Origin of the sequence: Metapseudomonas otitidis, from assembly GCF_900111835.1 — a bacterium.
In the GTDB taxonomy this organism is placed as follows: Bacteria; Pseudomonadota; Gammaproteobacteria; order Pseudomonadales; family Pseudomonadaceae; genus Metapseudomonas; species Metapseudomonas otitidis.
On the sequence record NZ_FOJP01000006.1, the window covers coordinates 242,820 to 266,537 of the forward strand.

General features: G+C 66.9%; 17 protein-coding genes. 4 read left to right on the forward strand and 13 right to left on the reverse strand.

What is annotated here, in order from left to right; all coding sequences use genetic code 11:
* Positions 1-6: 6 nt before the first annotated feature.
* The 7 genes from nuoH to BM198_RS09775 form a co-directional block, all read right to left on the reverse strand.
* Positions 7-996 (reverse strand): NADH-quinone oxidoreductase subunit NuoH, encoded by a 990-nt coding sequence (gene nuoH / locus BM198_RS09745; protein WP_074969573.1) that lies wholly within the window; start codon positions 994-996, stop codon positions 7-9.
* Positions 993-3,716 carry an NADH-quinone oxidoreductase subunit NuoG gene (nuoG, locus tag BM198_RS09750; RefSeq protein ID WP_074969575.1) on the reverse strand — a complete coding sequence of 908 codons (2,724 nt, stop codon included), beginning with the start codon at positions 3,714-3,716 and terminating at the stop codon, positions 993-995. Before nuoG ends, nuoH begins: the two co-directional genes overlap by 4 nt.
* A gap of 96 nt (positions 3,717-3,812) precedes the next feature.
* A complete protein-coding gene (gene nuoF / locus BM198_RS09755; RefSeq protein ID WP_044405816.1) occupies positions 3,813-5,159 on the reverse strand; it encodes an NADH-quinone oxidoreductase subunit NuoF in 1,347 nt (448 codons plus the stop codon).
* A complete protein-coding gene (gene nuoE, locus BM198_RS09760) occupies positions 5,156-5,647 on the reverse strand; it encodes an NADH-quinone oxidoreductase subunit NuoE (RefSeq protein ID WP_044405814.1) in 492 nt (163 codons plus the stop codon). The genes nuoF and nuoE overlap by 4 nt, the downstream gene beginning before the upstream one ends.
* A 1-nt stretch (position 5,648) precedes the next feature.
* A complete protein-coding gene (gene nuoC, locus BM198_RS09765; RefSeq protein ID WP_044405812.1) occupies positions 5,649-7,430 on the reverse strand; it encodes an NADH-quinone oxidoreductase subunit C/D in 1,782 nt (593 codons plus the stop codon).
* Between the two features lie 62 nt (positions 7,431-7,492).
* A complete protein-coding gene (locus tag BM198_RS09770; protein WP_074969577.1) occupies positions 7,493-8,170 on the reverse strand; it encodes a NuoB/complex I 20 kDa subunit family protein in 678 nt (225 codons plus the stop codon).
* Between the two features lie 10 nt (positions 8,171-8,180).
* A complete protein-coding gene (locus BM198_RS09775) occupies positions 8,181-8,594 on the reverse strand; it encodes an NADH-quinone oxidoreductase subunit A (RefSeq protein ID WP_044405810.1) in 414 nt (137 codons plus the stop codon).
* A gap of 565 nt (positions 8,595-9,159) precedes the next feature.
* On the opposite strand from BM198_RS09775, the gene BM198_RS09780 reads away from it, so the two are divergent.
* On the forward strand, positions 9,160-10,554 hold the full coding sequence (locus BM198_RS09780; protein ID WP_074969579.1) for a pectin acetylesterase-family hydrolase: 1,395 nt from the start codon (positions 9,160-9,162) through the stop codon (positions 10,552-10,554).
* Positions 10,555-10,587: 33 nt separating this feature from the next.
* Here the strand turns inward: BM198_RS09780 and BM198_RS09785 are convergent, their stop codons facing one another.
* The 5 genes from BM198_RS09785 to BM198_RS30135 all read right to left on the reverse strand — a co-directional run bounded on the left by BM198_RS09785 (position 10,588) and on the right by BM198_RS30135 (position 14,898).
* Complete coding sequence (locus BM198_RS09785) at positions 10,588-11,241, reverse strand: hypothetical protein (protein WP_074969581.1); 654 nt, start codon at positions 11,239-11,241, stop codon at positions 10,588-10,590.
* A gap of 34 nt (positions 11,242-11,275) precedes the next feature.
* Entirely contained in the window at positions 11,276-11,776 is a 501-nt protein-coding gene (locus BM198_RS09790; protein WP_074969583.1) for a DUF4442 domain-containing protein, read from the reverse strand.
* 104 nt (positions 11,777-11,880) lie between these two features.
* Positions 11,881-13,890, reverse strand: coding sequence for a PhoX family protein (locus BM198_RS09795; RefSeq protein WP_074969585.1), 2,010 nt, complete (start codon positions 13,888-13,890; stop codon positions 11,881-11,883).
* A gap of 105 nt (positions 13,891-13,995) precedes the next feature.
* The gene (locus BM198_RS09800; protein WP_074969587.1) at positions 13,996-14,577 is read right to left on the reverse strand and encodes a murein L,D-transpeptidase catalytic domain-containing protein; all 582 of its coding nucleotides are present in this window, start codon (positions 14,575-14,577) and stop codon (positions 13,996-13,998) included.
* Positions 14,578-14,721: 144 nt separating this feature from the next.
* The gene (locus BM198_RS30135) at positions 14,722-14,898 is read right to left on the reverse strand and encodes a hypothetical protein (RefSeq protein WP_164707328.1); all 177 of its coding nucleotides are present in this window, start codon (positions 14,896-14,898) and stop codon (positions 14,722-14,724) included.
* A 181-nt stretch (positions 14,899-15,079) separates the two neighbouring features.
* Here BM198_RS30135 and BM198_RS09805 point away from each other — a divergent pair, with 181 nt between their 5' ends.
* The 3 genes from BM198_RS09805 to BM198_RS09815 are packed head-to-tail and all read left to right on the forward strand — an operon-like array spanning position 15,080 to position 20,002.
* Positions 15,080-16,150 carry an HlyD family secretion protein gene (locus BM198_RS09805; protein WP_074969589.1) on the forward strand — a complete coding sequence of 357 codons (1,071 nt, stop codon included), beginning with the start codon at positions 15,080-15,082 and terminating at the stop codon, positions 16,148-16,150.
* Positions 16,150-18,876: a ribosome-associated ATPase/putative transporter RbbA gene (gene rbbA / locus BM198_RS09810; protein WP_074969591.1), complete on the forward strand. Its 2,727-nt coding sequence runs from the start codon at positions 16,150-16,152 to the stop codon at positions 18,874-18,876. The genes BM198_RS09805 and rbbA overlap by 1 nt, the downstream gene beginning before the upstream one ends.
* A gap of 1 nt (position 18,877) precedes the next feature.
* A complete protein-coding gene (locus tag BM198_RS09815) occupies positions 18,878-20,002 on the forward strand; it encodes an ABC transporter permease (RefSeq protein ID WP_044405802.1) in 1,125 nt (374 codons plus the stop codon).
* A 48-nt stretch (positions 20,003-20,050) separates the two neighbouring features.
* On the opposite strand, the gene uca is transcribed toward BM198_RS09815, so the two are convergent.
* Positions 20,051-23,692, reverse strand: coding sequence for an urea carboxylase (uca, locus tag BM198_RS09820; RefSeq protein WP_074969593.1), 3,642 nt, complete (start codon positions 23,690-23,692; stop codon positions 20,051-20,053).
* Positions 23,693-23,718 lie beyond the last annotated feature (26 nt).

Below are 23,718 nucleotides of genomic sequence, written 5' to 3' on the forward strand. Positions count from 1 at the left end.
TTCTCCTTACTGGGCCGCGAGCACGACGGCGCCGGTCACCAGCAGGTTGATCAGGGTCAGCGGGAGGCAGAACTTCCAGCTGAAGGCCATCACCTGGTCATAGCGCGGACGCGGGATCGACGCGCGGAGCAGGATGAACAGCATGATGAAGAAGGCGGTCTTCAGGGCGAACCAGATGAACGGGATCTGCGGCAGGAGGCCGAACGGACCGTGCCAGCCGCCGAAGAACAGGGTCACCAGCAGCGCGGACACCAGCACGATGCCGATGTACTCGCCGACGAAGAACATGCCCCATTTCATGCCGGCGTACTCGATGTGGTAGCCGTCGGCCAGTTCCTGCTCCGCTTCCGGCTGGTCGAAGGGGTGACGGTGGGTCACGGCGACGCCGGCGATGAAGAAGGTACAGAAGCCGAAGAACTGCGGAATGATGAACCACAGGTGCTGGGCCTGGTATTCGACGATGTCGCGCAGGTTGAACGAGCCGACCTGGGCGACGATGCCCATCAGCGACAGCGCCAGGAACACCTCGTAGGAGACGGTCTGGGCCGAGGCGCGCAGGCTGCCGAGCAGGGCGAACTTGTTGTTGCTCGACCAGCCGGCGAAGAGCACCGCGTAGACGGTGATGCCGGCCATGGCGAAGAAGAACAGGATGCCGATGTTCAGGTCCGCGACGCCCCAGGTGGGGGTGATCGGCACCACGGCGAAGGCGATGAGCAGGGCGCTCATGGCGATCACCGGAGCGAGGGTGAAGATCATCTTGTCGGCGAACGGCGGGGTCCAGTCTTCCTTGAAGAACATCTTCAGCATGTCGGCGGCGATCTGGAACATGCCGAACGGGCCGACGCGGTTTGGACCGTAGCGGTCCTGCCACCAGCCCAGCAGGCGCCGCTCGATGAAGCTGAGCAGGGCGCCGCAGATGACCACGGCAAGCAGGATCACCACGGCCTTGACCACCGCGATGACGATGTCGATCAGCTCGGGAGTGAGCCAGCTCATTGCGCGGCCTCCTGCAGCAGGGTGACGGTGGCACCAGCCAGCGCGGCCGGCATGCCCGGCAGACCGGCGGGTAGGCCCACCAGGCCGACGGCCAGCTCTTCGCGTACTTGCAGCGGCAGGCGCAGGGCCTGGCCGTTGACCCGTACGGTCAGTTGCGCGCCATCGTTCACGCCGAGGCGGTCCGCCTCATCCTTGGCCAGGGCCACGTAGGCCTCGGGAATGCGTGCCTGGATCGGCGCGGCGCGGGAGGAGTTCTCCTCGCTGCCGAACAGGTGATGCAGCGGGACGACCTGCCAGGTGCCTTGCGCCGGGTTGAACGGCGCGGCGACGGCGAACCAGGGCAGGACATTGCCCTTGGCTTCGATCAGGCGTACGCCCGGATCACCGGCACGCAGGTGGCCGCCCACTTCGTCCTGGAACTTGTTCCAGGCCTGGGGCGAGTTCCAGCCCGGGGACCAGGCGAACGGGATCTGCTGACGGGGCTCGGCGCTGCCGGCGTAGCCTTCCATGGAGAAGGCGAACGGGGAGTCTTGGTCCTGCGGTTGGCGGGGCTCGTGCACGCTGATGTTGGCGCGCATGGCGGTGCGGCCGCTGTAACGGTGAGGTTCGCGTGCGAGCTTGAGGCCCTTGATACGGAACGAGGCGCTCGGGGCGGCATCGCGGATGCCGGCGAGCAGCGGGGAGGTCTCGGCGCAGGCGCTGGTGACCTGGTCCAGCTGGGTCCAGTCGACCGGCTTGCCTTGCAAGGTACTGTGCAGGGCGTGCAGCCAGCGCCAGCCCTCACGAACGAGGATGTTGGCGTCGTAGTAGCTCGGCTCGAACACCTGGAAGAAGCGCTGGGCACGACCTTCCTGGCTGACCAGCGTGCCGTCGCCTTCGGCAAAGGAGGCGGCCGGCAGCACGAGGTGGGCGCGCTCGGTGGTGGCGGTCTGCTGGTGATCGGCGACGATCACGGCCTTGGCTGCGGCCAGGGCAGCGTCCACCTTGGCGGTTTCGGCGCGGCGGTAGAGGTCGTTCTCGAGGATGACGACCGCGTCGGCCTGGCCGGAGGTCAGGGCTTCCAGGGCGGCGTCCACGGATTTCCCACCGAGCTCTTCACCCAGGAGCAGGGCCAGGCCCATGCTGTTGGCTTCCGGTACAACCAGGCTGATGGAGCCATTCTTATCGCGGTTCTTCAGGGCGCTGGCGATGTTCGCGGCGGCTTCGATGAGGGCTTTTTCGCCCAGGGAAGCGCCGGAGACGATCAGCGGGCGCTTGGCGGCCAGCAGGGCATCGGCAATGCGCTGGACCAGCTCGCGGGCCTCGGCCTCCAGCCCGTCCACGGCGGGTGCGTTCGGGTCGATGGCGTGGGCCACGGCGAAGCCGATACGGGCCAGGTCAGCCGGGGCGGCATGCACGCTTTCGGTGGCGACGTCGTCGAGGCGGGTCTCGGTGACACTGGCGATGAACAGCGGGTTCAGGGCGTGCTGGGCGACGTTCTGCACGGCTGCCATGTGCCAGTCCTGGATCTTCATCGAGGCGGCGATCTCGGTGGCCTTGCCCTTCACTGCCTGGCGCAGGGCGAGTGCCACGCGTGCAGCGGTCTGGGTGAGGTCTTCGCCGAGGACGAAGACGGCGTCGTGGTCTTCGATCTCGCGCAGGGTCGGCACCGGCAGCGGGCCGTTCTGCAGCACGTCGCGGATCAGGCGGATGTTGGCCAGCTCACCGGCGGCGATGCCGGAGTAGTAGTTGGCCTCGCCCACCAGCTCACGCAGGGCGAAGTTGCTTTCCAGGCTGGCGCGGGGCGAACCGATGCCGATGACGCGCTTGCCCTTGAGCAGTTCGGCGGCCTTGTCCAGCGCTGCGTCGATGCTCAGCGGAGCACCTGCCAGCAGCGGCTGGCGAGGACGGTCTTCGCGGTTGACGTAGCCGTAGCCGAAGCGGCCGCGGTCGCAGAGGAAGTAGTGGTTCACCGAGCCGTTGAAGCGGTTCTCGATGCGGCGGATCTCGCCGTAGCGCTCACCGGGGCTGATGTTGCAGCCGCTGGAGCAGCCGTGGCAGATGCTCGGGGCGAACTGCATGTCCCACTTGCGGTTGTAGCGCTCGGAGTGGGTCTTGTCGGTGAACACGCCCGTGGGGCAGACCTCGACGAGGTTGCCGGAGAATTCGCTTTCCAGCGTGCCGTTCTCGACGCGGCCGAAATAGACGTTGTCGTGGGCGCCGTAGACGCCCAGGTCGGTGCCACCGGCGTAGTCCTTGTAGTAGCGCACGCAGCGGTAGCAGGCGATGCAGCGGTTCATCTCGTGGGCGATGAACGGGCCGAGTTCCTGGTTCTGGTGGGTGCGCTTGGTGAAGCGGTAGCGACGGGCGTTGTGGCCGGTCATCACCGTCATGTCCTGCAGGTGGCAGTGACCACCTTCCTCGCACACGGGGCAGTCGTGCGGGTGGTTGGTCATCAGCCATTCGACGACGCTGGCGCGGAACTGCTTCGCCTCTTCGTCTTCGATGGAGATCCAGGTGTTGTCAGTGGCAGGGGTCATGCAGGACATGACGAGGCGACCGCGTTTGTCGTTCTCGTCGGTGTACTGCTTGACCGCGCACTGGCGGCAGGCGCCGACGCTACCGAGCGCCGGGTGCCAGCAGAAGTAGGGGATGTCGAGTCCGAGTGACAGACAGGCCTGCAGGAGGTTGTCTGCACCATCGACTTCGAGCGTCTTGCCGTCTACGTGGATAGTGGCCATGGTTCAGTCTTCATCTGCCCGTTACCGGGCTTGGCTAATGGAATCTGGTTGCGATCGGGGCCGCTTGTGGCGGCCGCCAACCGTCGGAACTGGCTCTTATGCGCCGACCACTTCGGGTCGGTTCGCCGGTGCGTTGCGGGCAATGCCTGCCTCGAACTCCGGTCGGAAATACTTCAGTGCGCTACCCAGTGGCTCGACGGCACCCGGAGCGTGGGCGCAGAAGGTCTTGCCTGGGCCGAGGAAATTCACCAGGCCCTCGAGGGTCTCGAGGTCGCCGGCCTGTCCTTCGCCACGCTCGAGGGCGCGCAGGACCTTGACGCTCCAGGGCAGGCCATCCCGGCAAGGGGTGCACCAGCCGCAGGACTCGCGGGCGAAGAACTCTTCCATGTTGCGCAGCAGCGAGACCATGTTGATGCTGTCGTCCACGGCGAGTGCCAGGCCGGTGCCCATGCGGGTGCCGACCTTGGCGATGCCGGCGGCGTACATGGAGGCATCCAGGTGCTCGGGCAGCAGGAAACCGGTGCCGGCGCCGCCGGGCTGCCAGGCCTTCAGCTTGAAGCCGTCGCGCATGCCGCCAGCGTAGTCCTCGAACAGCTCGCGGGCGCTGACGCCGAAGGGTAGCTCCCAGAGGCCGGGGTTCTTCACCTTGCCGGAGAAGCCCATGAGCTTGGTGCCCATGTCTTCGCTGCCCGGACGGGCGAGGGATTTGTACCAGTCCACGCCGTTGGCAACGATCGCCGGGACGTTGCAGAGAGTCTCGACGTTGTTGACGCAGGTGGGCTTGCCCCAGACGCCGACGGCGGCGGGGAAGGGCGGCTTGGCGCGCGGGTTGGCGCGGCGCCCTTCGAGGGAGTTGATCAGTGCGGTTTCTTCACCGCAGATGTAGCGGCCGGCGCCCGTGTGGACGAACAACTCGAAGTCGAAGCCCGACCCGAGGATGTTCTTGCCCAGCAGGCCGGCGGCCTTGGCTTCGTCGATGGCGCGGTTGAGATTGCGCGCCGCGTCGACGTACTCGCCACGCAGGAAGATGTAGCCACGGTAGGCCTTGAGCGCGCGGGCGCTGATCAGCATACCTTCCACCAGCAGGTGGGGCAGTTGCTCCATCAGCAGGCGGTCCTTCCAGGTGTTGGGCTCCATTTCATCCGCGTTGCACAGCAGGTAGCGGATGTTCATGGATTCGTCGGCGGGCATCAGACCCCACTTCACACCGGTGGGGAAGCCTGCGCCGCCACGGCCCTTGAGACCGGAGTCCTTGACCTGCTGGACGATGTCGGCCTGGGCCATCTCGCCCAGTGCCTTGCGCGCGGCGGCATAGCCGTTCTTCTGCTGGTATTCCTCCAGCCAGACGGGCTGGGCGTCGTCACGCAGGCGCCAGGTCAGCGGGTGGGTTTCCGCGCTGCGCTGGATGCGGTTCGACGGACCGATGGAGGTGAGGGTCTTCATTGATAGGCCTCCAGCAGTTGCGAGACGCCGTCGGCGCTGACGTTGCCGTAGGTGTCGTCATCGATCATCAGGGCCGGTGCCTTGTCGCAGTTGCCGAGGCAGCACACCGGCAGCAGGGTGAAGCGGTTGTCGGCGGTGGTCTGGCCAAGGCCGATGCCGAGCTGTTCCTGGATACGGCCCAGCACGGATTCATGGCCACCGATGAAGCAGGTCATGCTGTCGCACACACGGATCACGTGGCGGCCGACCGGCTGGCGGAAGATCTGGCTGTAGAAGGTGGCAACGCCTTCGACGTCGCTGGCAGGGATGCCGAGGATCTCGCCGATGGCGTCAGCAGCGCCGTCCGGCACCCAGCCGCGCTCCTTCTGGACGATCTTGAGGGCTTCGATGGACGCCGCGCGCGGGTCCTCGTAGTGGTGCATCTCGTGCTCGATGGCCGAGCGTTCGGTTTCGCTGAGGACGAAACGGTCGGTCTGGATAATGCTCATGTCAGCGGTCCACGTCAGCCATAACGAAGTCGATACTGCCCAGGTAGGCGATCAGGTCGGCCACCATGCTGCCGCGGATCACCGAGGGGATCTGCTGCAGGTGGGCGAAGCTGGGCGTCCGGATCCGGGTGCGGTAGCTCATGGTGCTGCCATCGCTCGTCAGGTAGTAGCTGTTGATGCCCTTGGTCGCCTCGATCATCTGGAAGGCTTCGTTGGCCGGCATGACCGGGCCCCAGGAAACCTGCAGGAAGTGGGTGATCAGGGTTTCGATGTGCTGCAGCGTGCGCTCTTTCGGCGGCGGCGTGGTCAGCGGGTGGTCGGCCTTGTACGGGCCTTCCGGCATGTTCTTCAGGCACTGGTCGATGATGCGGATGCTCTGGCGCATCTCTTCCACGCGGACCATGCAGCGGTCGTAGGCGTCTCCGTTGTGGGCCAGCGGGACTTCGAACTCGAAGTTCTCGTAGCCGGAATAGGGGCGGGCCTTGCGCAGGTCGAAGTCACAGCCGGTGGCACGCAGGCCGGCACCGGTGGTGCCCCATTCCAGGGCTTCCTTGGTGTTGTACTGCGCAACGCCGATGGTGCGGCCTTTGAGGATGCTGTTCTGCAGCGCGGCCTTGGTGTACTCGTCCAGGCGCTTGGGCAGCCAATCGACGAATTCCTTGACCAGCTTGTCCCAGCCGCGCGGCAGGTCATGGGCGACACCGCCGATGCGGTACCAGGCCGGGTGCAGGCGGAAGCCGGTGATGGCTTCGATGACCTTGTAGGCGCGTTGACGGTCGGTGAAGGTGAAGAACACCGGGGTCATGGCGCCCACGTCCTGGATGTAGGTGCCCAGGAACAGCAGGTGGCTGGTGATGCGGAAGAACTCCGCCAGCATGATGCGGATGGTGTCGACCTTCTGCGGTACCTGAATGCCGGCGAGCTTCTCGACGGCCAGTACGTACGGCAGGTTGTTCATCACCCCGCCGAGGTAGTCGATGCGGTCGGTGTAGGGGATGAAGCTGTGCCAGGACTGGCGCTCGGCCATCTTCTCGGCGCCACGGTGGTGGTAGCCGATGTCCGGGACGCAGTCGACGATCTCTTCACCGTCCAGCTGCAGCACGATGCGGAAGGCACCGTGGGCGGAGGGGTGGTTGGGGCCGAGGTTGAGGAACATGTAGTCCTCGTTCTCGCCCTGGCGCTTCATGCCCCAGTCCTCGGGGTTGAAGCGGGCGGCTTCTTCCTCGAGCTGCTGCTTGGCCAGCGTGAGGCTGAAGGGGTCGAATTCGGTGGCGCGCGCCGGGTAGTCCTTGCGCAGCGGGTGACCCTGCCAGGTCGGCGGCATCATGATGCGGGTCAGGTGCGGGTGCCCGGTGAAGGTGATGCCGTAGAGGTCCCAGACCTCGCGTTCGTACCAGTTGGCGTTGGGCCAGATCCTGGTGACGCTGGGCAGGTTGAGGTCGCCCTCGGACAAGGCGACCTTGATCATCACGTCACTATTACGTTCCAGCGAGATCAGGTGGTAGAACACCGTGAAGTCGGCGCCCGGCAGGCCGCGGCGCTGGGTGCGCAGACGCTCGTCGACGCCATGCAGGTCGTACAGCATGACGAAGGGGCGGGGGGCGTTGCGCAGGAAGGTCAGTACTTCGACAAGTTTTTCGCGGGGGACCCAGATCACCGGCATGCCGGTGCGGGTTGCCTGGATGGTGAAGCTCTCGGCGCCGAAGCGGGAGTTCAGCTCAACGACGACATCTTGGTCGTCAGCCTTGTAAGGCGGAATAGACAGAACGGTGTCTGCAGTCATGGTCTCGGTCGCTTTCGGTCAACGTACAGAGTGAAACGGGCCTTCTCGTGGAAAGACCCGTATCAGACTTCGTCGGGGCTGCGCAGGTTGGTGACCTGAATACGCTGTTCGCGGCGCTGTTCCTTCTGCGACGGCATTTCGGCACGGTAGATGCCTTGGTCGCCGACGACCCAGGAAAGCGGGCGGCGCTCCTGGCCGATGGATTCCTGCAGCAGCATGAGGCCTTGCAGGAATGCCTCCGGGCGGGGAGGGCAGCCAGGGATGTACACGTCCACGGGGAGGAACTTGTCCACACCCTGGACCACCGAGTAGATGTCGTACATGCCACCGGAATTGGCGCACGAGCCCATCGAGATCACCCACTTGGGCTCCAGCATCTGCTCGTAGAGGCGCTGGATGATCGGCGCCATCTTGATGAAGCAGGTGCCGGCGATGACCATGAAGTCAGCCTGGCGGGGTGATGCACGAATGACTTCGGCACCGAAGCGGGCGATGTCGTGGGGCGCAGTGAAGGCGGTGGTCATCTCCACGTAGCAGCACGACAGACCGAAGTTGTACGGCCACAGGGAGTTCTTGCGACCCCAGTTGACCGCGTTGCTCAGAACATCCTCGAGCTTGCCCATGAAGATGTTCTTGTGGACCTGATCTTCTAGCAGAGGGTCAGTGACGACCTCCCGCTCGCCGATCGGGTACTGCTCGTTGGGAACAGTCGGATCGATCCGAGTAAGTTTGTATTGCATTGCCAAAGCCTCATTGTTTTAGCTTCGCCTGCCGATTACGACGACCTTCGGGGGCCCAGTCGAGGGCTCCGATGCGCCAGAGATAGGCAAGACCTGCCAACAGAATTGCTATGAAAATGGTGGCCTCGATGAGCCCGGCCCATCCGCTTTCGCGAACAGATACGGCCCATGCGAAGAGAAAGAGGGCTTCGACGTCGAAGATCACGAAGAGCATCGCGACCAGATAGAACTTGGCGGAGAGGCGGAGGCGGGCGCTGCCGGTGGGGAGCATCCCGGATTCGAAGGGGTCGTTCTTGGCGCGGCCGAAGGCGCGGCTACCGAGGAGGGCTGAGACGCCGAGCATGAATGCGATCAGGCCGAAGACGCCCAGCAGGAAAACAGCGAAACCCCAGTTATGGGACAGGATGGCAGTGGCTTCCGACATGCCCGAACTCCTTCTACAAGGAACGGCGTTCACTCGTGTTATTAGGGTTATGCCGGAGCAGAAGCACCCGGCAATCTATTCGAACAATTTTATGCCCGTAAGGGGGAACAAGTAAATTTTTCAGGTCGAAAAATTAACTCCGAGGGCAGTAAAAGGACCTTGTACTGCTATGAAAGCCAGATGGGTCGCGGGTTTCAGTTTTTTGTTAGGCCTTGGTCGGATTGCGTCGCTATGCCGCAGCGGCAAGTTAGATGGCCTGTAGTTGATATTCATTCTCGTTTGACTGGAGAATATTTAATCACTACCTAATTAATCCTACAGAGGCGACTAAAAGTTACCGGTGCATTAGCGCCAACTACTACAAAGGTAGCGGTTTCTATCCCGAATAATTCTGGCAGCGGCTTATTGAGGCACCCTGAATGCTGTACTAGCGTACCAGCTGCGCTTTTTCAGAGCGTTTCCCCTGTTTCCCGGCGGTACTCAGGGGGTCAATCGGACCCCCATGTCCTCGGCCTTTCCGGGCTTGGTGGTCTCATCAAAACATCAAGAAAAGAGGGAACTGCCCATGAGGCTCGCTACGCGCCTGCGCTGCAGCATCATCTTGTTGTCCTGCCTGTTGCCAACCTTCCAAGCCCACGCCGAACTCGGTGACTACGGTGCCTGGAAGACACTTCTCAACCTGACCTCTCCGCCCAAGGCTGATAACCCCGTGCGGGCCGAGCAGCGCGTTGGCCCCTACCCGATGCTGGCCAACCCGGCCGGTTTCAAGTCCGGCTTCACGCCGACGGCCTACTTCGCCTGGCAGACCGTCCAGCTTGCACCGGAGACCGGGGCGGTATGCGGTGACGGCTCACCCTACAAGTTCTTCGTCAACCGGATGCCGAACACCAGCAACACCCTGATCTACATGGAAGGCGGCGGCGCCTGCTGGGACTACGCCAGCTGTTCCGGCCAGGCCGGCATCCGCGGCGCGCGCAACCCCAATGGCATTCCGGATGACTACATGAAGCTGGCGAACCCCCAAGCCAGCCTGGTCAGCCCCTTCGTCGTGCGCCTCCACCCGTACTCCCGGGTGAAGACCCAGGGCTGGAACATCGTCTACATCCCCTATTGCACCGGTGACCTGTATGCCGGCGACAAGGTAGCGGTCTATGACGACCCGAGCGGGAAGAAGCCTCCCCTGGTCTGGCACCACAACGGCTTGCGCAACGGCCGGGCAGTGCTCGGCTGGCTGAAGGACAACCTGGAGCGCCCCGGCCAGATGCTCTCCACCGGCTGCAGTGCCGGCGGTGCGGGCAGCCTGATCAGTCACTCGGTGCTTCGCCAGGACCTCGCGCCTGATCGCGGCTTCCTGATCGACGACTCCGGGCCGGTTTTCAGCGCTGCCGTGGGCGGCGACAGCCAGACCTACCCCTCGCTGCCACTGCAGAACCTCATCCGCAGCGCCTGGGGGCTTGACCAGGGGCCGCTGCAGTTCCTGCAGTCGCGCCTGCCGGGCGTGAGTCTCTCCAACCTGGGCAGCCTCTACCCGGCCCTGGCGGCCAACTTCCCGGGGGACCGCCTGGGTCACACGCACTTCTGGCAGGACCTGAACTACTCGTCCTATTCCTATGAGCGGTTCTACCCGGAAATCGCCAATGCTCCGGACAAGGCCGCCAAGGAGGCGCTGATCAAGGCCAAGTGGCAGGTGGACACCGCGCGCCTGCGCGACACCCTGGCCAACCTGCCGAACTTCGGGGGCTATTTCCCGCAGTACCGGGCTCTTAACGAGAGCCACTGCACCACCATCGTCGACTTCGCCAACGGCGATATCCAGGAGCAGGGTCTGGAGCTCAGCCACTTCATCGACAACGTGCTGAATGGCCAAGGTCCGGTGCTGGACGCCTCCGAGCTCAGCGATTCGGCGGACCGAGCCAAGCCCAACAACCCGATCTACGACGCCATCAACAAACTGCTCTGAACCTGCCGGGGCGCCTTGCGCGCCCCGGTCACCTCACTGATAGGCCTGCTCCCGGGCTTCCTGCAGCCGTTGGCGCAGGTACTCGTTGCGAGACAGGCCATCCGGTATTGCCTCCAACGCCATCACTTCCTCGACGATGCGTTTCTCATCCTGCTTGTAGCGCTTGAACTGCGGTGAAGGCTGCTGCGCCAGTGCTTTCTCGCGGGCCTCGCTGGCCTCCTGGTAGCGGCGGAGCAGGGCGTTTGCACGGCTCTTCTGCTCCTCCGGATCGCTCTCGGTCGCCTGGATCAGCGCAATCTGCAGCATCAGCGATTCGCTCGCCGCCAGCTCGCCTCGCGCCTCGCGCTCCTCCAGCCCCTTGCGCAACCGCTCGGCTTCCGCCTCCCGTTCCGCCTCCGGCAACTGGGAGGCCTTGTCGAAGAAGCCCCGGTACTCGCTGTCGAACGCCAAGCGTTTGGAGTAGGCATCCACCAGCGTCGGATCCACGGCTGGCTTGGTCTCTGTCTCTGCTTTTGGGGGTTGCTCGCCAGGCTGTTCGGCGCGGGCTGTTGCGGGGGCGCTGGCGGTTGGTGCCGCTGCAACGGGAGCAACTGCCTCGGTATCCGCTTGCAGGCGCCAATAGAGGGTGGCGCTGGCCGTCGTAATCGCGAGCGCGATGGCGCTCAGCAGCAGTGTCTTGTTGGGCATCGTGCCTCCTGCATGGTGTGAAATGCCGGGAAGCTTAGTCGACGCGATCCTTCCTACGCGGCACCCAGGCCCAGACCATCCGGCAGCGGATCGGCTCGGCACCGCTCTCGTCGGTCACGCGCACCTCCACGGTCACCTCGCCCTTTTCCTCGTCTTCGATCCGGCGCAATTGCTCGGGTGAGAGCCGCGCCTCGGCCCTGAGGCCGCCACTCGCCCGCCGCAGGTAATCCACGTGCAGGGTACGGATCAGCGGAATGCGGGTGTCCGGCACGCTCATGCCCACCAGGATGCCCGTCGCCGACTCCGCCAGCAGCGCCATGGCAGCGGCGTGCACCCCGCCGATGTGGTTCTGCACGCGCTTGCGGTTGGCCAGGCTCATCACCGCCCGGTCGCGGCCCAGGTGGTGGACGCGGATGCGCCCGGTGCCGGCGAACTTCACCTGGCTGCCGATCAGCAGGCTCAGCAAGGGTGTGTGCAGTGCAGCAGGGAGGCGGGTGATCAGCCAGGTGGCTTTGGCGAGGCGGTTGGTCGGCATGGCGAGGCTCGTGGTGAGTGAGCCGCCAGTCTTCCAGTGTCAAAAGGGACCGGCCATTGCTGGCCGGTCGGAGTGCCCTGGCAGTTCGGCCAGTGGCGGAGGGGTCAGAGGATGCGCCGACGGTCTTCCCGGGTGATCACCACCGTCGCCGAGCGCGGCCGGCGACCCGGGCCGTCCGGCCAGGTGCTGGTCAGGTTGGTCGGGGTCGAGCCCTCGCCCGGGTGCTGGATGTTGACGAACAGCGTGCGGAAGTCCGGCGTCGCCGTGATCCCGGTGATCTCCGCGCCCAGCGGTCCCACCAGGAAGCGCTTCATCTCCCCGGTGCGCGGGTCCACCACCAGCATCTGGTTGTTGCCGAACGGGCCGGATGCCAGCTGGCTGCCGCTCATGTCGGTCTGGATCCACAGGCGGCCGTCCTCGTCGAACCACAACCCGTCCGGGCTGGCGAGGATGGTGCCGGCGTCTAGCGGCTGGCCGTTCGGGCCACGGCTGTCGCTCTGCGGGCCGGCCAGCAGGAACAGGTTCCAGTTGAAGCGTGCGCCCGCGTAGTCACGGCTCTGCTCGCGCCAGCGGATGATGTGACCGTAGGCATTGTTCGGGCGCGGGTTGGGTGCGTCCGGCGTGGTGCGCGCGGTGTTGTTGGTCAGGGTGAAGTACACCTCGCCGTTGTCCGGGTTCACCGCGCCCCATTCCGGGCGGTCCATCTTGGTCGCACCCACGGTGTCGGCAGCCAGGCGGGTGTTCACCAGCACATCGCCCTGGTCGGCGAAGGTCACGCCGGCCTTCTGGCAGGCCTGCTGGAAGACCGGGTCGTTGATGTCCAGGGCCAGCCACTGGCCGCTGCCATCGGCGTTGAAGCGCGCTACGTAGAGCGTGCCGTCGTCCAGCAGGCGATGGTTGCGCTTGCCCGGGCGGAAGGTGTCGCGGCTCACGTACTTGTAGATGTACTCGTTCTGCGAATCGTCGCCGGAGTAGCAGACCACCCGGCGCCCTGGTTTCACCGGCGCGAAGATCAGGCCCTCGTGGGCGAAGCGGCCCAGGGCCGTGCGCTTGACCGGTATGGAGGTGGGGTCGAACGGGTCGATCTCCACGATCCAGCCGAACTGGTTCGGCTCGTTGCGGTAGTCGCCCTTGGCATCGGCGGCCTTGCGGGTCGCGTCGAAGCGCTCGAACTCATCGCCCGCCAGCGTTTCCCAGCCGAAGCGGCTGGTGTTACGCAGGCCATAGCGCTTCAGTTCGCGGGGCAGGTCGGCGTCGCGGGTGGCGAAGTAGCCGGCCCAGTTCTCCTCGCAGGTCAGGTAGGTGCCCCAGGGGGTGAAACCGTTGGAGCAGTTGTTCTGGGTGCCGCGCGACTGGGTGCCGTCCGGGCTGTAGCGGGTCTGCATCAGCGCGTGGCCGCGTGCCGGGCCGCTGATGCGCATCGGTGTCGCCGCGGTGATGCGGCGGTTGCGCGGGCTGGGCACTACATTCCACTCGCCACGCACGTCACGGCGGATTTCCACCACCGACACGCCATGGGCGTTGATCTCCTTGCGGACCTCCTCGGCACTGGTGCGCTTGCCGTTCACCACGGTCGGGCCGTTCGGGTGCAGCAGCGGCGCGTCGATGTACTCGTGGTTCAGCACCAGCAGGCCGTGGTCCGAGCGCGCACCGATGCCGTGGCGGGCATCGATGGGGAAGAAGTGCATGCCGTCGTGGTGCATGCCGGTCTGCTCGGCCTGGTCCTGGGCGCTGTTGCTGGCGTCATCGGCGAAGGCCGGGTAGCGGCCGGTGATGGGCGTACCCCACGGAATGAACGCGGTGGCCTTGTAGCCCGGCGGCACCGTCACGGTATCGGCGCGGCCGGTGGGAATGCCCTCGAAGCCCAGGCGCTTGCGCGGGCGGAAGGGGAAGCCCAGGCCGCGTGCCTCGGCCTCGATCTCGGTGGCCTGGGCCTGGCCGGGCAGGCTCACGCCAAGGAAGGCGAGGGCGCCCAGGGTGGCGCCACCGGCCAGCACCTCACGGCGCTTCAGGCCGGCGATCAGATCATTGATGTGCAGGTTTTCCGAGCCGTTGCTGGGCAGCTCGTCGCCGTTGCCGAACAGCACGGCGGTGTCGTTGTTTTCGTGGTTCAAGGCATGTCTCCATACGGGCGAATCGACGGAGACCTGACGCTAAAGCCCAAAAGCGACCGGAAAATGACAGCGCCATCCAGCAGCGTGAGCCGGTACGCAGAATCGTCAGCGTGGACCGATGGCGAAGATCAGCGCACCGCCCTGCAACTGGCGGATCACCCGGTCACGGTCGGCGCTGGCCAGCACCAGGCAGCCATTGCTGCGTCCCGCCACACTGTGGGCCTCGATGAAGTCGCGTTCCATGTAGTTCCGCGCATGCACCACGATGGCCCGCGCCATCGCATTGCGGTTGCTGCGGCTCAGCCCTTCCAGGCGCATGGAGAGGCCGTGGCCCGGGGCCTCGCTCTGGAACACCTCGGCCGTGCGGAACACCCCGAGTGACGAAGCCAGGCTGCCCGGTCGATCGGAAAAACGCTCCGCGTAGCCATCGTGGTCCGCGTCCGAGCCGCGCCCGTGGGCCACGCGAAACCGCCCCAGCAGCGCGTGGCTGCGCCGCTCGAACAGCAGGAAGCGTGGCTCGCTGGAGCGCTGGCCGTAATCCACGACGGCGAAATGCGGGTGGTGATCGCGGCGAAGCCGCTCTAGGATTCCAGGCAGTTCGCGCGCCGGCACCCACTGGCGCAAGTCGTCGGCCAGGGCGGCAACAGGCGAGAGCAACAGCAGGAAGAGGGCGAGGGATCGGCGCATGGAGGCGGTCTCGTTGGAGCAGCCGCCCCTAAACCCCGGAGTCACGGAGGACGCAAGATGAGGGACAGGTATCGACGCGGTCAGCCAGGGATCGAAGGCCGCACCCAGGCGACCCGCAAGGGGTCGCCGGTGGGGCACGGAGCGTCAGCGCTTGCCCATGGAGCGGCGCGAGCCGCGCGGCGGCATGCCGGGGCGCTGGCCACGGTCGTGGCCTTTCAGGGTCTGGTACCAGGGCAGGTTCTGCTTCGGCTTTTTCTCGGTCGCCTCGGTGCTGGTCTCGGGGGCGGCCGGAGCGTCGGTGTCTTGAAGGGTGTCGTTCATACAAGGTCCATGGCGCCTTGGCGCCGGTCACTGGAGAGTCTGGCCAATCAGGCCGGGCGCCATCATATCGCAAGTCGCTGGAAGCGCCCTCATCCTCGACGGAGGCACCCTGACCTGTATCAAGGTGATTTCCGTGGAGTTATCGGATGATCCCCACCATCACAAGGAAATGGACTGAAAAATGAAGCAGCCAAGCAAACAGGTTCGAGGCTGGATCGTCACCGCGCTCGTGGTCGCCGCGCTCGGCGCCGGCGCCTGGTGGGTGCTGCGCCCGGTCGGCCTGGGAGAGGGCTTCGCCAGCGGCAATGGCCGCATCGAGGCCACTGAAGTGGACGTGGCCACCAAGCTGGCCGGCCGCGTGGCCGAAATCCTCGTGGACGAGGGCGACTTCGTGAAGACCGGCCAGGTGGTCGCGCGCATGGACACCCAGGTGCTCCAGGCCCAGCTCGCCCAGGCTGAAGCCCAGGTGCGCCAGACCGAGAACGCCCGCCTCACCGCTCAGGCCCTGGTGGCCCAGCGGCAGAGCGAGCAGGCCACCGCCGAAGCCGTGGTCGGCCAGCGCGAGGCCGAGCTGACCGCCGCCAGCAAGCGCTTCACCCGTACCGAGGCCCTGGTCAAGCGCAATGCCTTGCCCCAACAGCAACTGGACGATGACCGCGCCGTGATGCAGAGCGCCCAGGCTGCCCTGGTCGCCTCGCGCTCCCAGGTGGTCTCGGCCAAGGCCGGCATCGAAGCCGCCCGTTCCCAGGTGATCGAGGCCGAATCCGCCATCGAAGCCGCACGCGCTTCCGTCACCCGCCTGGCGGCCGACATCGAGGACAGCCTGCTCAAGGCCCCGCGCGACGGCCGCGTGCAGTACCGCGTCGCCCAGCCCGGCGAAGTGCTGGGAGCCGGTGGCAAGCTGCTCAACCTGGTGGACCTGGGCGACGTCTACATGACCTTCTTCCTCCCCGCGCCCCAGGCCGGCCGCGTCACCCTCGGCTCCGAAGCGCGGCTGGTGATCGACGCCGTGCCGCAGTACGTCATCCCCGCCAAGGTCTCCTACGTCGCCAGCGTCGCCCAGTTCACCCCCAAGACCGTGGAAACCGCCAGCGAGCGCGAAAAACTGGTGTTCCGCGTCAAGGCCCGCATCGACCCGGCGCTGCTCAAGCAGCACATCACCGCCGTGAAGACCGGCGTACCCGGCATGGCCTACCTCAAGCTGGATGAAGCGGCCACCTGGCCCGAGCACCTCGAAATCAAGGTGCCCTGATGGACGCCGTCAGCCACGTGGCGCAGCTGAGCGGGGTCTCGCTGCGCTACGGCGACACCTTCGCCCTGAACGATGTCGACCTGGCCATCCCCGCCAACTGCATGGTCGGGCTGATCGGCCCCGACGGTGTCGGCAAGTCCAGCCTCCTGGCGCTGCTCTCCGGCGCCCGGCGCATGCAGGACGGCAGCATCCGCGTGCTCGACGGCGACATGCGCTCGGCCCGTCACCGCCGTGCCATCTGCCAGCGGGTCGCCTACATGCCCCAGGGGCTGGGCAAGAACCTCTACCCGACGCTCACCGTGTTCGAGAACGTCGACTTCTTCGGACGCCTGTTCGGCCACGACCGCGCCGAACGCGAACGGCGCATCGACGACCTGCTGCGCAGCACCGGCCTCGACCCCTTCCGCGAACGGCCTGCCGGCAAGCTCTCCGGTGGCATGAAACAGAAGCTCGGCCTGTGCTGCGCGCTGATCCACGACCCCGACCTGCTGATCCTCGACGAGCCCACCACCGGCGTCGACCCGTTGTCGCGCAACCAGTTCTGGGAACTGATCGGGCGCATCCGCCAGGGCCGCGAAGGCATGAGCGTGCTGGTGGCCACCGCCTATATGGAAGAGGCGGACCGCTTCGACAGCCTGGTGGCCATGGACGCCGGCCGGGTACTCGCCACCGGCACCCCGGCCGAGATCCGCCAGCGCACCGGCTGCGACACCCTCGAAGAAGCCTTCATCGCCCTGCTGCCCGAAGAGAAGCGCAGCGGCCACCACCGCCTGAGCATCCCGCCCCGCGAGCGCGGCAACGGCGAGATCGCCATCGAAGCCGAAGGGCTCACCTGCCGCTTCGGTGATTTCGTCGCCGTGGACCGCGTGAGCTTCCGCATCGAGCGCGGCGAGATCTTCGGCTTCCTCGGCTCCAACGGCTGCGGCAAGTCCACCACCATGAAGATGCTCACCGGCCTGCTGCCGGCCAGCGAAGGGCGCTGCGCCCTGTTCGGGCAGGATGTCGACGCCAGCGACCTGGCCACCCGCCGGCGGGTCGGCTACATGTCCCAGGCCTTCTCCCTCTACGGTGAACTGACGGTGCGGCAGAACCTCGAACTGCACGCCCGGCTGTTCCACCTCCCGCCCGAGCGCATCGGCCCGCGGGTGGACGAAATGCTCCAGCGCTTCGACCTCGACGGCGTGCAGGACGAGCTGCCCGAAGGCCTGCCACTGGGCATCCGCCAGCGCCTTTCGCTGGCCGTGGCGGTGATCCACGGCCCCGAGCTGCTGATCCTCGATGAACCCACCTCCGGCGTGGACCCGGTGGCCCGCGACGGCTTCTGGGAGCTGATGATCGACCTCTCGCGCAACGACGGCGTCACCATCTTCATCTCCACCCACTTCATGAACGAAGCCGAGCGCTGCGACCGCATCTCCCTCATGCACGCTGGGCGCGTGCTGGACAGCGACACCCCCGCCGGCCTCATGGCCAAGCGCAACCTACCCACTCTGGAAGCCACCTTCATCGCCTACCTCGAAGAGGCCGCCGGCATCAGCGGCCAATCGCCCCAGGCCGCGCCGGTGCTGGCAAAGGGCGGGGAGGGCGCGAGCAAGGACCGGGGCTTCAGCTTCGCCCGCCTGTTCAGCTACGCCCGGCGCGAAAGCATGGAGCTGCGCCGTGACCCGATCCGCCTGACCCTCGCGCTGCTGGGCACCGTGCTGCTGATGTTCATCATCGGCTACGGCATCAGCATGGATGTCGAAGACCTCTCCTATGCCGTGCTCGACCGTGACCAGACCACCACCAGCGAGGCCTATGCCCTCAACCTGGCCGGCTCGCGCTATTTCATCGAGCGCGCACCGATCCACGACTACGCCGAACTGGACCGGCGCATGCGCAGCGGCGAGCTGAGCCTGGCGGTGGAGATCCCGCCGGGCTTCGGTCGCGACCTCAAGCGCGGCGCCCGGCCCACCGTCGGCGTGTGGGTCGACGGTGCCATGCCCACCCGCGCCAACACCGTCAAGGGCTACGTGCAGGGCCTGCATCTGGAGTACCTCGCCGAACTGGCGCGGCGCTCGCCCTCCGGCGGCTACACCACGGCAGTCACCACCGAAGTGCGCTACCGCTACAACCCCGACGTGGAGAGCCTGGAAGCCATGGTGCCGGCGGTGATCCCGCTGCTGCTGATCATGATCCCGGCCATGCTCACCGCCCTCGGTGTGGTGCGCGAGAAGGAACTGGGTTCCATCACCAACCTCTACGTCACGCCGGTCACCCGCCTGGAGTTCCTCCTTGGCAAGCAGCTGCCCTACGTCGCCATGGGCATGATCAACTTCCTGCTCATGGTGGCCCTGGCCGTGGTGGTGTTCGGGGTGTCCCTCAAGGGCAGCTTCGTCACCCTGGTGCTGGCCGCGCTGTGCTACGTCATCACCGCCACCGGGCTCGGCCTGCTGCTGTCCACCTTCATGCGCAGCCAGATCGCCGCCGTGTTCGGCGTGGCCATCGCCACCATGGTCCCGGCGATCCAGTTCTCCGGGCTGATCCACCCGGTGTCGTCCCTGGAGGGGGCGGCCGCCCTGGTCGGGCAGGCCTACCCGGCCACCCACTTCCTCATCATCAGCCGCGGGGTGTTTTCCAAGGCCCTGGGGTTCAGCGACCTGGCCGGCTACTTCGTGCCCCTGCTGATCACCATCCCCGTGCTGCTCGGCCTCAGCGTCCTGTCGCTGAAGAAGCAGGAGGTCTGACATGGGCAGCCTGAGCAACATCCTGCAACTGGGGCTCAAGGAGTTCCGCAGCCTGCAGCGTGACTACGCCATGCTGGCGCTGATCCTCTGGGCCTTCAGCATGGGCGTCTACAGCTCCGCCACCGGCCTGCCGGAAACCCTCCACCACGCGCCCATCGCCGTGGTCGACGAGGACCGCTCGCAGCTCTCCAACCGCCTGGTCAATGCCTTCCAGCCGCCGTACTTCCGCACGCCCGAGCTGATCGACCAGGCCGGCATGGACCGTGGCATGGACACCGGTCGCTACACCTTCACCCTCGACATCCCGCCGGACTTCCAGCGCGACGTGCTCGCCGGGCGCAACCCGGTGGTGCAGCTCAACGTCGACGCCACGCAGATCGGCCAGGCCTTCAGCGGCGCCGGCTACGTGCAGAACATCATCTCCACCGAGGTCAACGAATTCGTCGCCCGGCACCGGGGCCAGCAGGCCATGCCGGTGGAACTGGAGATGCGCACCCTGTTCAACCCCAACCTCACCCAGGCCTGGTTCGGCGGGGTGATGGAGGTGATCAACCAGATCACCATGCTCTCCATCATCCTCACCGGCGCCGCACTGATCCGCGAGCGCGAACATGGCACCGTCGAGCATCTGCTGGTGATGCCGCTCACCGCCTTCGAGATCATGCTGGCCAAGGTCTGGTCCATGGGGCTGGTGGTGCTGGTGGCCACCGCGCTGAGCCTGGTGTTCGTGGTACGCGGCTGGCTGGCCGTGCCCATCAGCGGCTCGCTCTCGCTGTTCCTGGTAGGGGCCGCGCTGCACCTGTTCGCCACCACCTCCATGGGGATCTTCCTCGGCACCGTTGCCCGCTCCATGCCGCAGCTCGGGTTGCTCACCATCCTGGTGCTGATGCCGCTGCAGATCCTCTCCGGTGCCACCACCCCGCGCGAGAGCATGCCGGAGCTGGTGCAGCACGTGATGCTGATCGCCCCCACCACCCACTTCGTCGCCCTGGCCCAGGGCATCCTCTATCGTGGCGCCGGCCTCGACATCGTCTGGCCGCAGTTCCTCGCCATCCTCGCCATCGGCAGTGCCTTCTTCCTCGCCGCCCTGCGCCGCTTCCGCGCCACCATCACGCAGATGGCCTGATGCGGGCCCGGCGCGGTGACGGGGGCGTCCCCGTCACCGCCGCGTGGCTCAGGCCTCCTCCAGCACCACCACCCGCTGCCCGGCGCGCACCGGCGAGCCGGGTTGCACGCGGACTTCGCGGACCACGCCATCGCGCGGGGCGGTGAGGGGGATCTCCATCTTCATCGACTCCAGGATCACCAGCACATCGCCGGCCTTCACGCTGGCGCCGGCCTCCACCTGCACCTGCCAGAGGTTGCCGGCGATATGGCTTTCGATGGCGTGCTGGCCGGCGTCCAGCGGGGCGTCCTCGCCCAGCTCCGGCGCCGGGTCCTCGCTGTCGAAATGGGCCTGGCCGGAGGCGAGCCAGCGTTCCCGCTCGGCGTTGAAGGCCGCCTGCTGTTGGGCGCGGAAGGCGGCGATGCCCTCGGCCTCGGCGGCGAGGAAGGCCTGGTAGTCCGCCAGACGCAGTTCGCTGTGCTCGATGCGCAGCGGGAAGCGCCCCAGGGGAAAGTCGCGGCGGATGCGCAGCAGCTCCTCGGCACTCACCGGGTAGAAGCGGATCTGGTCGAAGAAGCGCAGCAGCCAGGGCTTGCCGTCGAAGGCGGCCACCTCGCGGTAGCGGTTCCACATCTGCAGGGTGCGGCCGACGAACTGGTAGCCGCCGGGGCCTTCCATGCCGTAGACGCACATGTAGGCGCCGCCGATGCCCACCGAGTTCTCCGCGGTCCAGGTGCGCGCCGGGTTGTACTTGGTGGTCACCAGGCGGTGGCGCGGGTCCAGCGGGGTGGCCACCGGCGCGCCGAGGTAGACGTCGCCCAGGCCCATCACCAGGTAGCGGGCGTCGAACACCGTGCGCTGCACCTCGTCGAGGTTGGGCAGGTCGTTGATGCGGCGGATGAATTCCAGGTTGCTCGGGCACCAGGGCGCGTCCTTGCGCACGGTGGTCATGTACTTCTCGATGGCCAACTGGCAAGCCGGGTCGTCCCAGGACAGCGGCAGGTGGACGATGCGCGACGGCACCTTGAGATCGCCAGCGGCGCAGACGCCGTCCCAGAGCCCCGCGACCACTTGCAGCAGGCGTTCCAGGGGCAGGGTTTCCGGCTGGTAGTGCACCTGCAGCGAGCGGATGCCCGGGGTGAGGTCGATGACGCCTTGCAGCGCCTCGGCCTCCAGCGCCTGCATCAGCGCGTGACCCCGGAAGCGCAGCACCAGGTCCAGCTCCGCCGCGCCGATCTCCAGCAGCAGGTGGGTGTCGCCGGAGAGGCGTGCGACCAGGCGTGTGGCGTCCTGACCGAGGTCGAGGACGATGGGGCTCGAAAGCTCGGCCGCGCCTCTAGGCGCGGATTCATCCGCGATTTGGCTGCTACCCGCATCGCGAATGAATTCGCTCCCACGAAGAGTGTTGCATTCGCGGTCACCTGCCTTGGCCAGCTCCCGCGCCGTGGCGATATCCACCGGCTCGAAGCGCACCTTGTCGCCGGCCTTGAGCTGGCCGAGCTGCCAGAGGTCGGCCTCGATCACCGTCACCGGGCAGACGAAGCCGCCCAGGCTGGGGCCGTCCGGGCCGAGGATCACCGGCATGTCGCCGGTGAAGTCCACCGCGCCGATGGCGTAGGGGTTGTCGTGGATGTTGGAGGGGTGCAGGCCGGCCTCGCCGCCGCTCTCGCGCACCCATTCCGGCTTCGGGCCGATCAGGCGCACGCCGGTGCGGCTGGAGTTGAAGTGCACTTCCCAGGCGGTGGCGAAGAAGGTCTCGATGGAGGCCGCGGTGAAGTATTCCGGTGCGCCGTGGGGGCCGTAGATCACGCGGAGGCGGCGCACCTCGGGCAGCGGTGGGTACAGGGCTTCGGGCAGGCGGGCGCCGGCTGCGCGGTCGGCCAAGGGCGCCAGGTGCAGCACGTCGCCGGCCCGCAGGGCCCGGCCGCCGTGGCCGCCGAACTGGCCGAGGGTGAAGGTGCTCTTGCTGCCCAGGTAGTCCGGCACCTGCAGGCCGCCGCGCAGGCACAGGTAGCTGCGTGCGCCGGCCCCGGCAAGTGTGCCGAGGGCGAGGGTGGCGCCGGCGGGCACTAGGATCGCGGTGCCCAATGGCTGTGGCTGGCCGTCGAGACTGAGCGGGATCGGCGCGCCGGTGACGGCCACCACCGCGTCGGTGTTGAAGCGCAGGGTGGGGCCGCTCATGGTGATTTCCAGCGCGGCGGCGCCTTCCTCGTTGCCCAGCAGGCGGTTGCCCAGGCGCAGGGCGCGGCTGTCCATGGGGCCGGATGGTGGCACGCCCACGGCCCAGTAGCCGAGGCGGCCGGGGTAGTCCTGCACGGTGGTCTGGGTGCCGGCGCCGAGCACCTCGACGGTGTGGGCGCGGTAGGCGAGGTGTTCCAGGCAGCGGGTCCAGGGCTGGCCGCTGGCGAAGGGCGCATCGGCCAGGATCTGCCGCAGGTAGTCGAGGTTGCTTTCCACGCCGTAGAGCTGCGTGTCGGCCAGGGCGCGGTCGAGGGCGACGCTGGCCTCATCGCGGTTCGCTGCCCAGGTGATCAGCTTGGCGATCATCGGGTCGAAGTAGGGCGGGATCTCGCAGCCCGCTTCCACCCAGGTGTCGATGCGCAGGGCGCGGCCGTCCGCCTCGGGGAAGCGCACGGCGGTGAGCAGCCCGGGGCTGGGCTGGAAGTCGCGGCCCGGGTCCTCGGCGTAGAGCCGCGCCTGGATGGCGTGGCCGCTGGGGCGCAGGCCCTTCGCCAGCTCGGCGAGCGGGGGCAGGGTGCCGGCGGCCAGCTCGACCATCCAGCGCACCAGGTCGACGCCCCAGACCTGTTCGGTGACGCCGTGCTCCACCTGCAGGCGGGTGTTCACTTCCAGGAAGTAGAAGCGCTCGGCCTCGCTGTCGTAGACGAATTCCACGGTGCCGGCGCTGCGGTAGCTGACCGCCCTGGCCAGCTGGATGGCGGCGGCGCAGAGCGCCTCGGCCATGCCGGCGGGCAGGTTGGGCGCGGGGGTTTCCTCCAGCACCTTCTGGTTGCGCCGCTGCACCGAGCAGTCGCGCACGCCGAGGGCGATCACCTCGCCCTGGCCATCGCCGAACACCTGCACCTCCAGGTGGCGGGCCCGCTGGATGTACTTCTCGATGAACACCCCGGCGTCACTGAAGTTGTTCTGCCCCAGGCGCTTCACCGCCTCGAAGGCTTCGCTCAACTCGCTGGCCGAGCGGCATACGCGCATGCCGATGCCGCCACCGCCGGCGGTGCTTTTCAGCATCACCGGGTAGCCCACCTGCTCGCCGGCCACCAGCGCCGCGTCGAGGCTTTCCAGCAGTTCAGTGCCTTCGAGCATCGGCACCCCCTCGGCCTTGGCCAGGGCACGGGCGGTGTGCTTGAGGCCGAACACGCGCAGCTGCGCTGGCGTCGGCCCGACGAAGGCGATGCCGGCCGCCTCGCAGGCCTCGGCGAAGGCGGCGTTCTCGGAGAGGAAGCCGTAGCCGGGGTGGATCGCCTGGGCGCCGCTCTCACGGGCCACGGCGAGGATCTTGTCCACCACCAGGTAGGTGCTGGCGGCCGGGCCGTCGCCCAGGCTGTGGGCCTCGTCGGCCTGCTGGATGTGCAGGCTGGCGACATCCGCCTCGGCGTACACGGCGACGCCGCGCACGTCGAGCTGGCGCAGGGTGCGGAGGATGCGGCAGGCGATGGCGCCGCGGTTGGCGATCAGGAGTTTCTTGAACATTGCAGAACCCTCGAAAGGGATGGCGG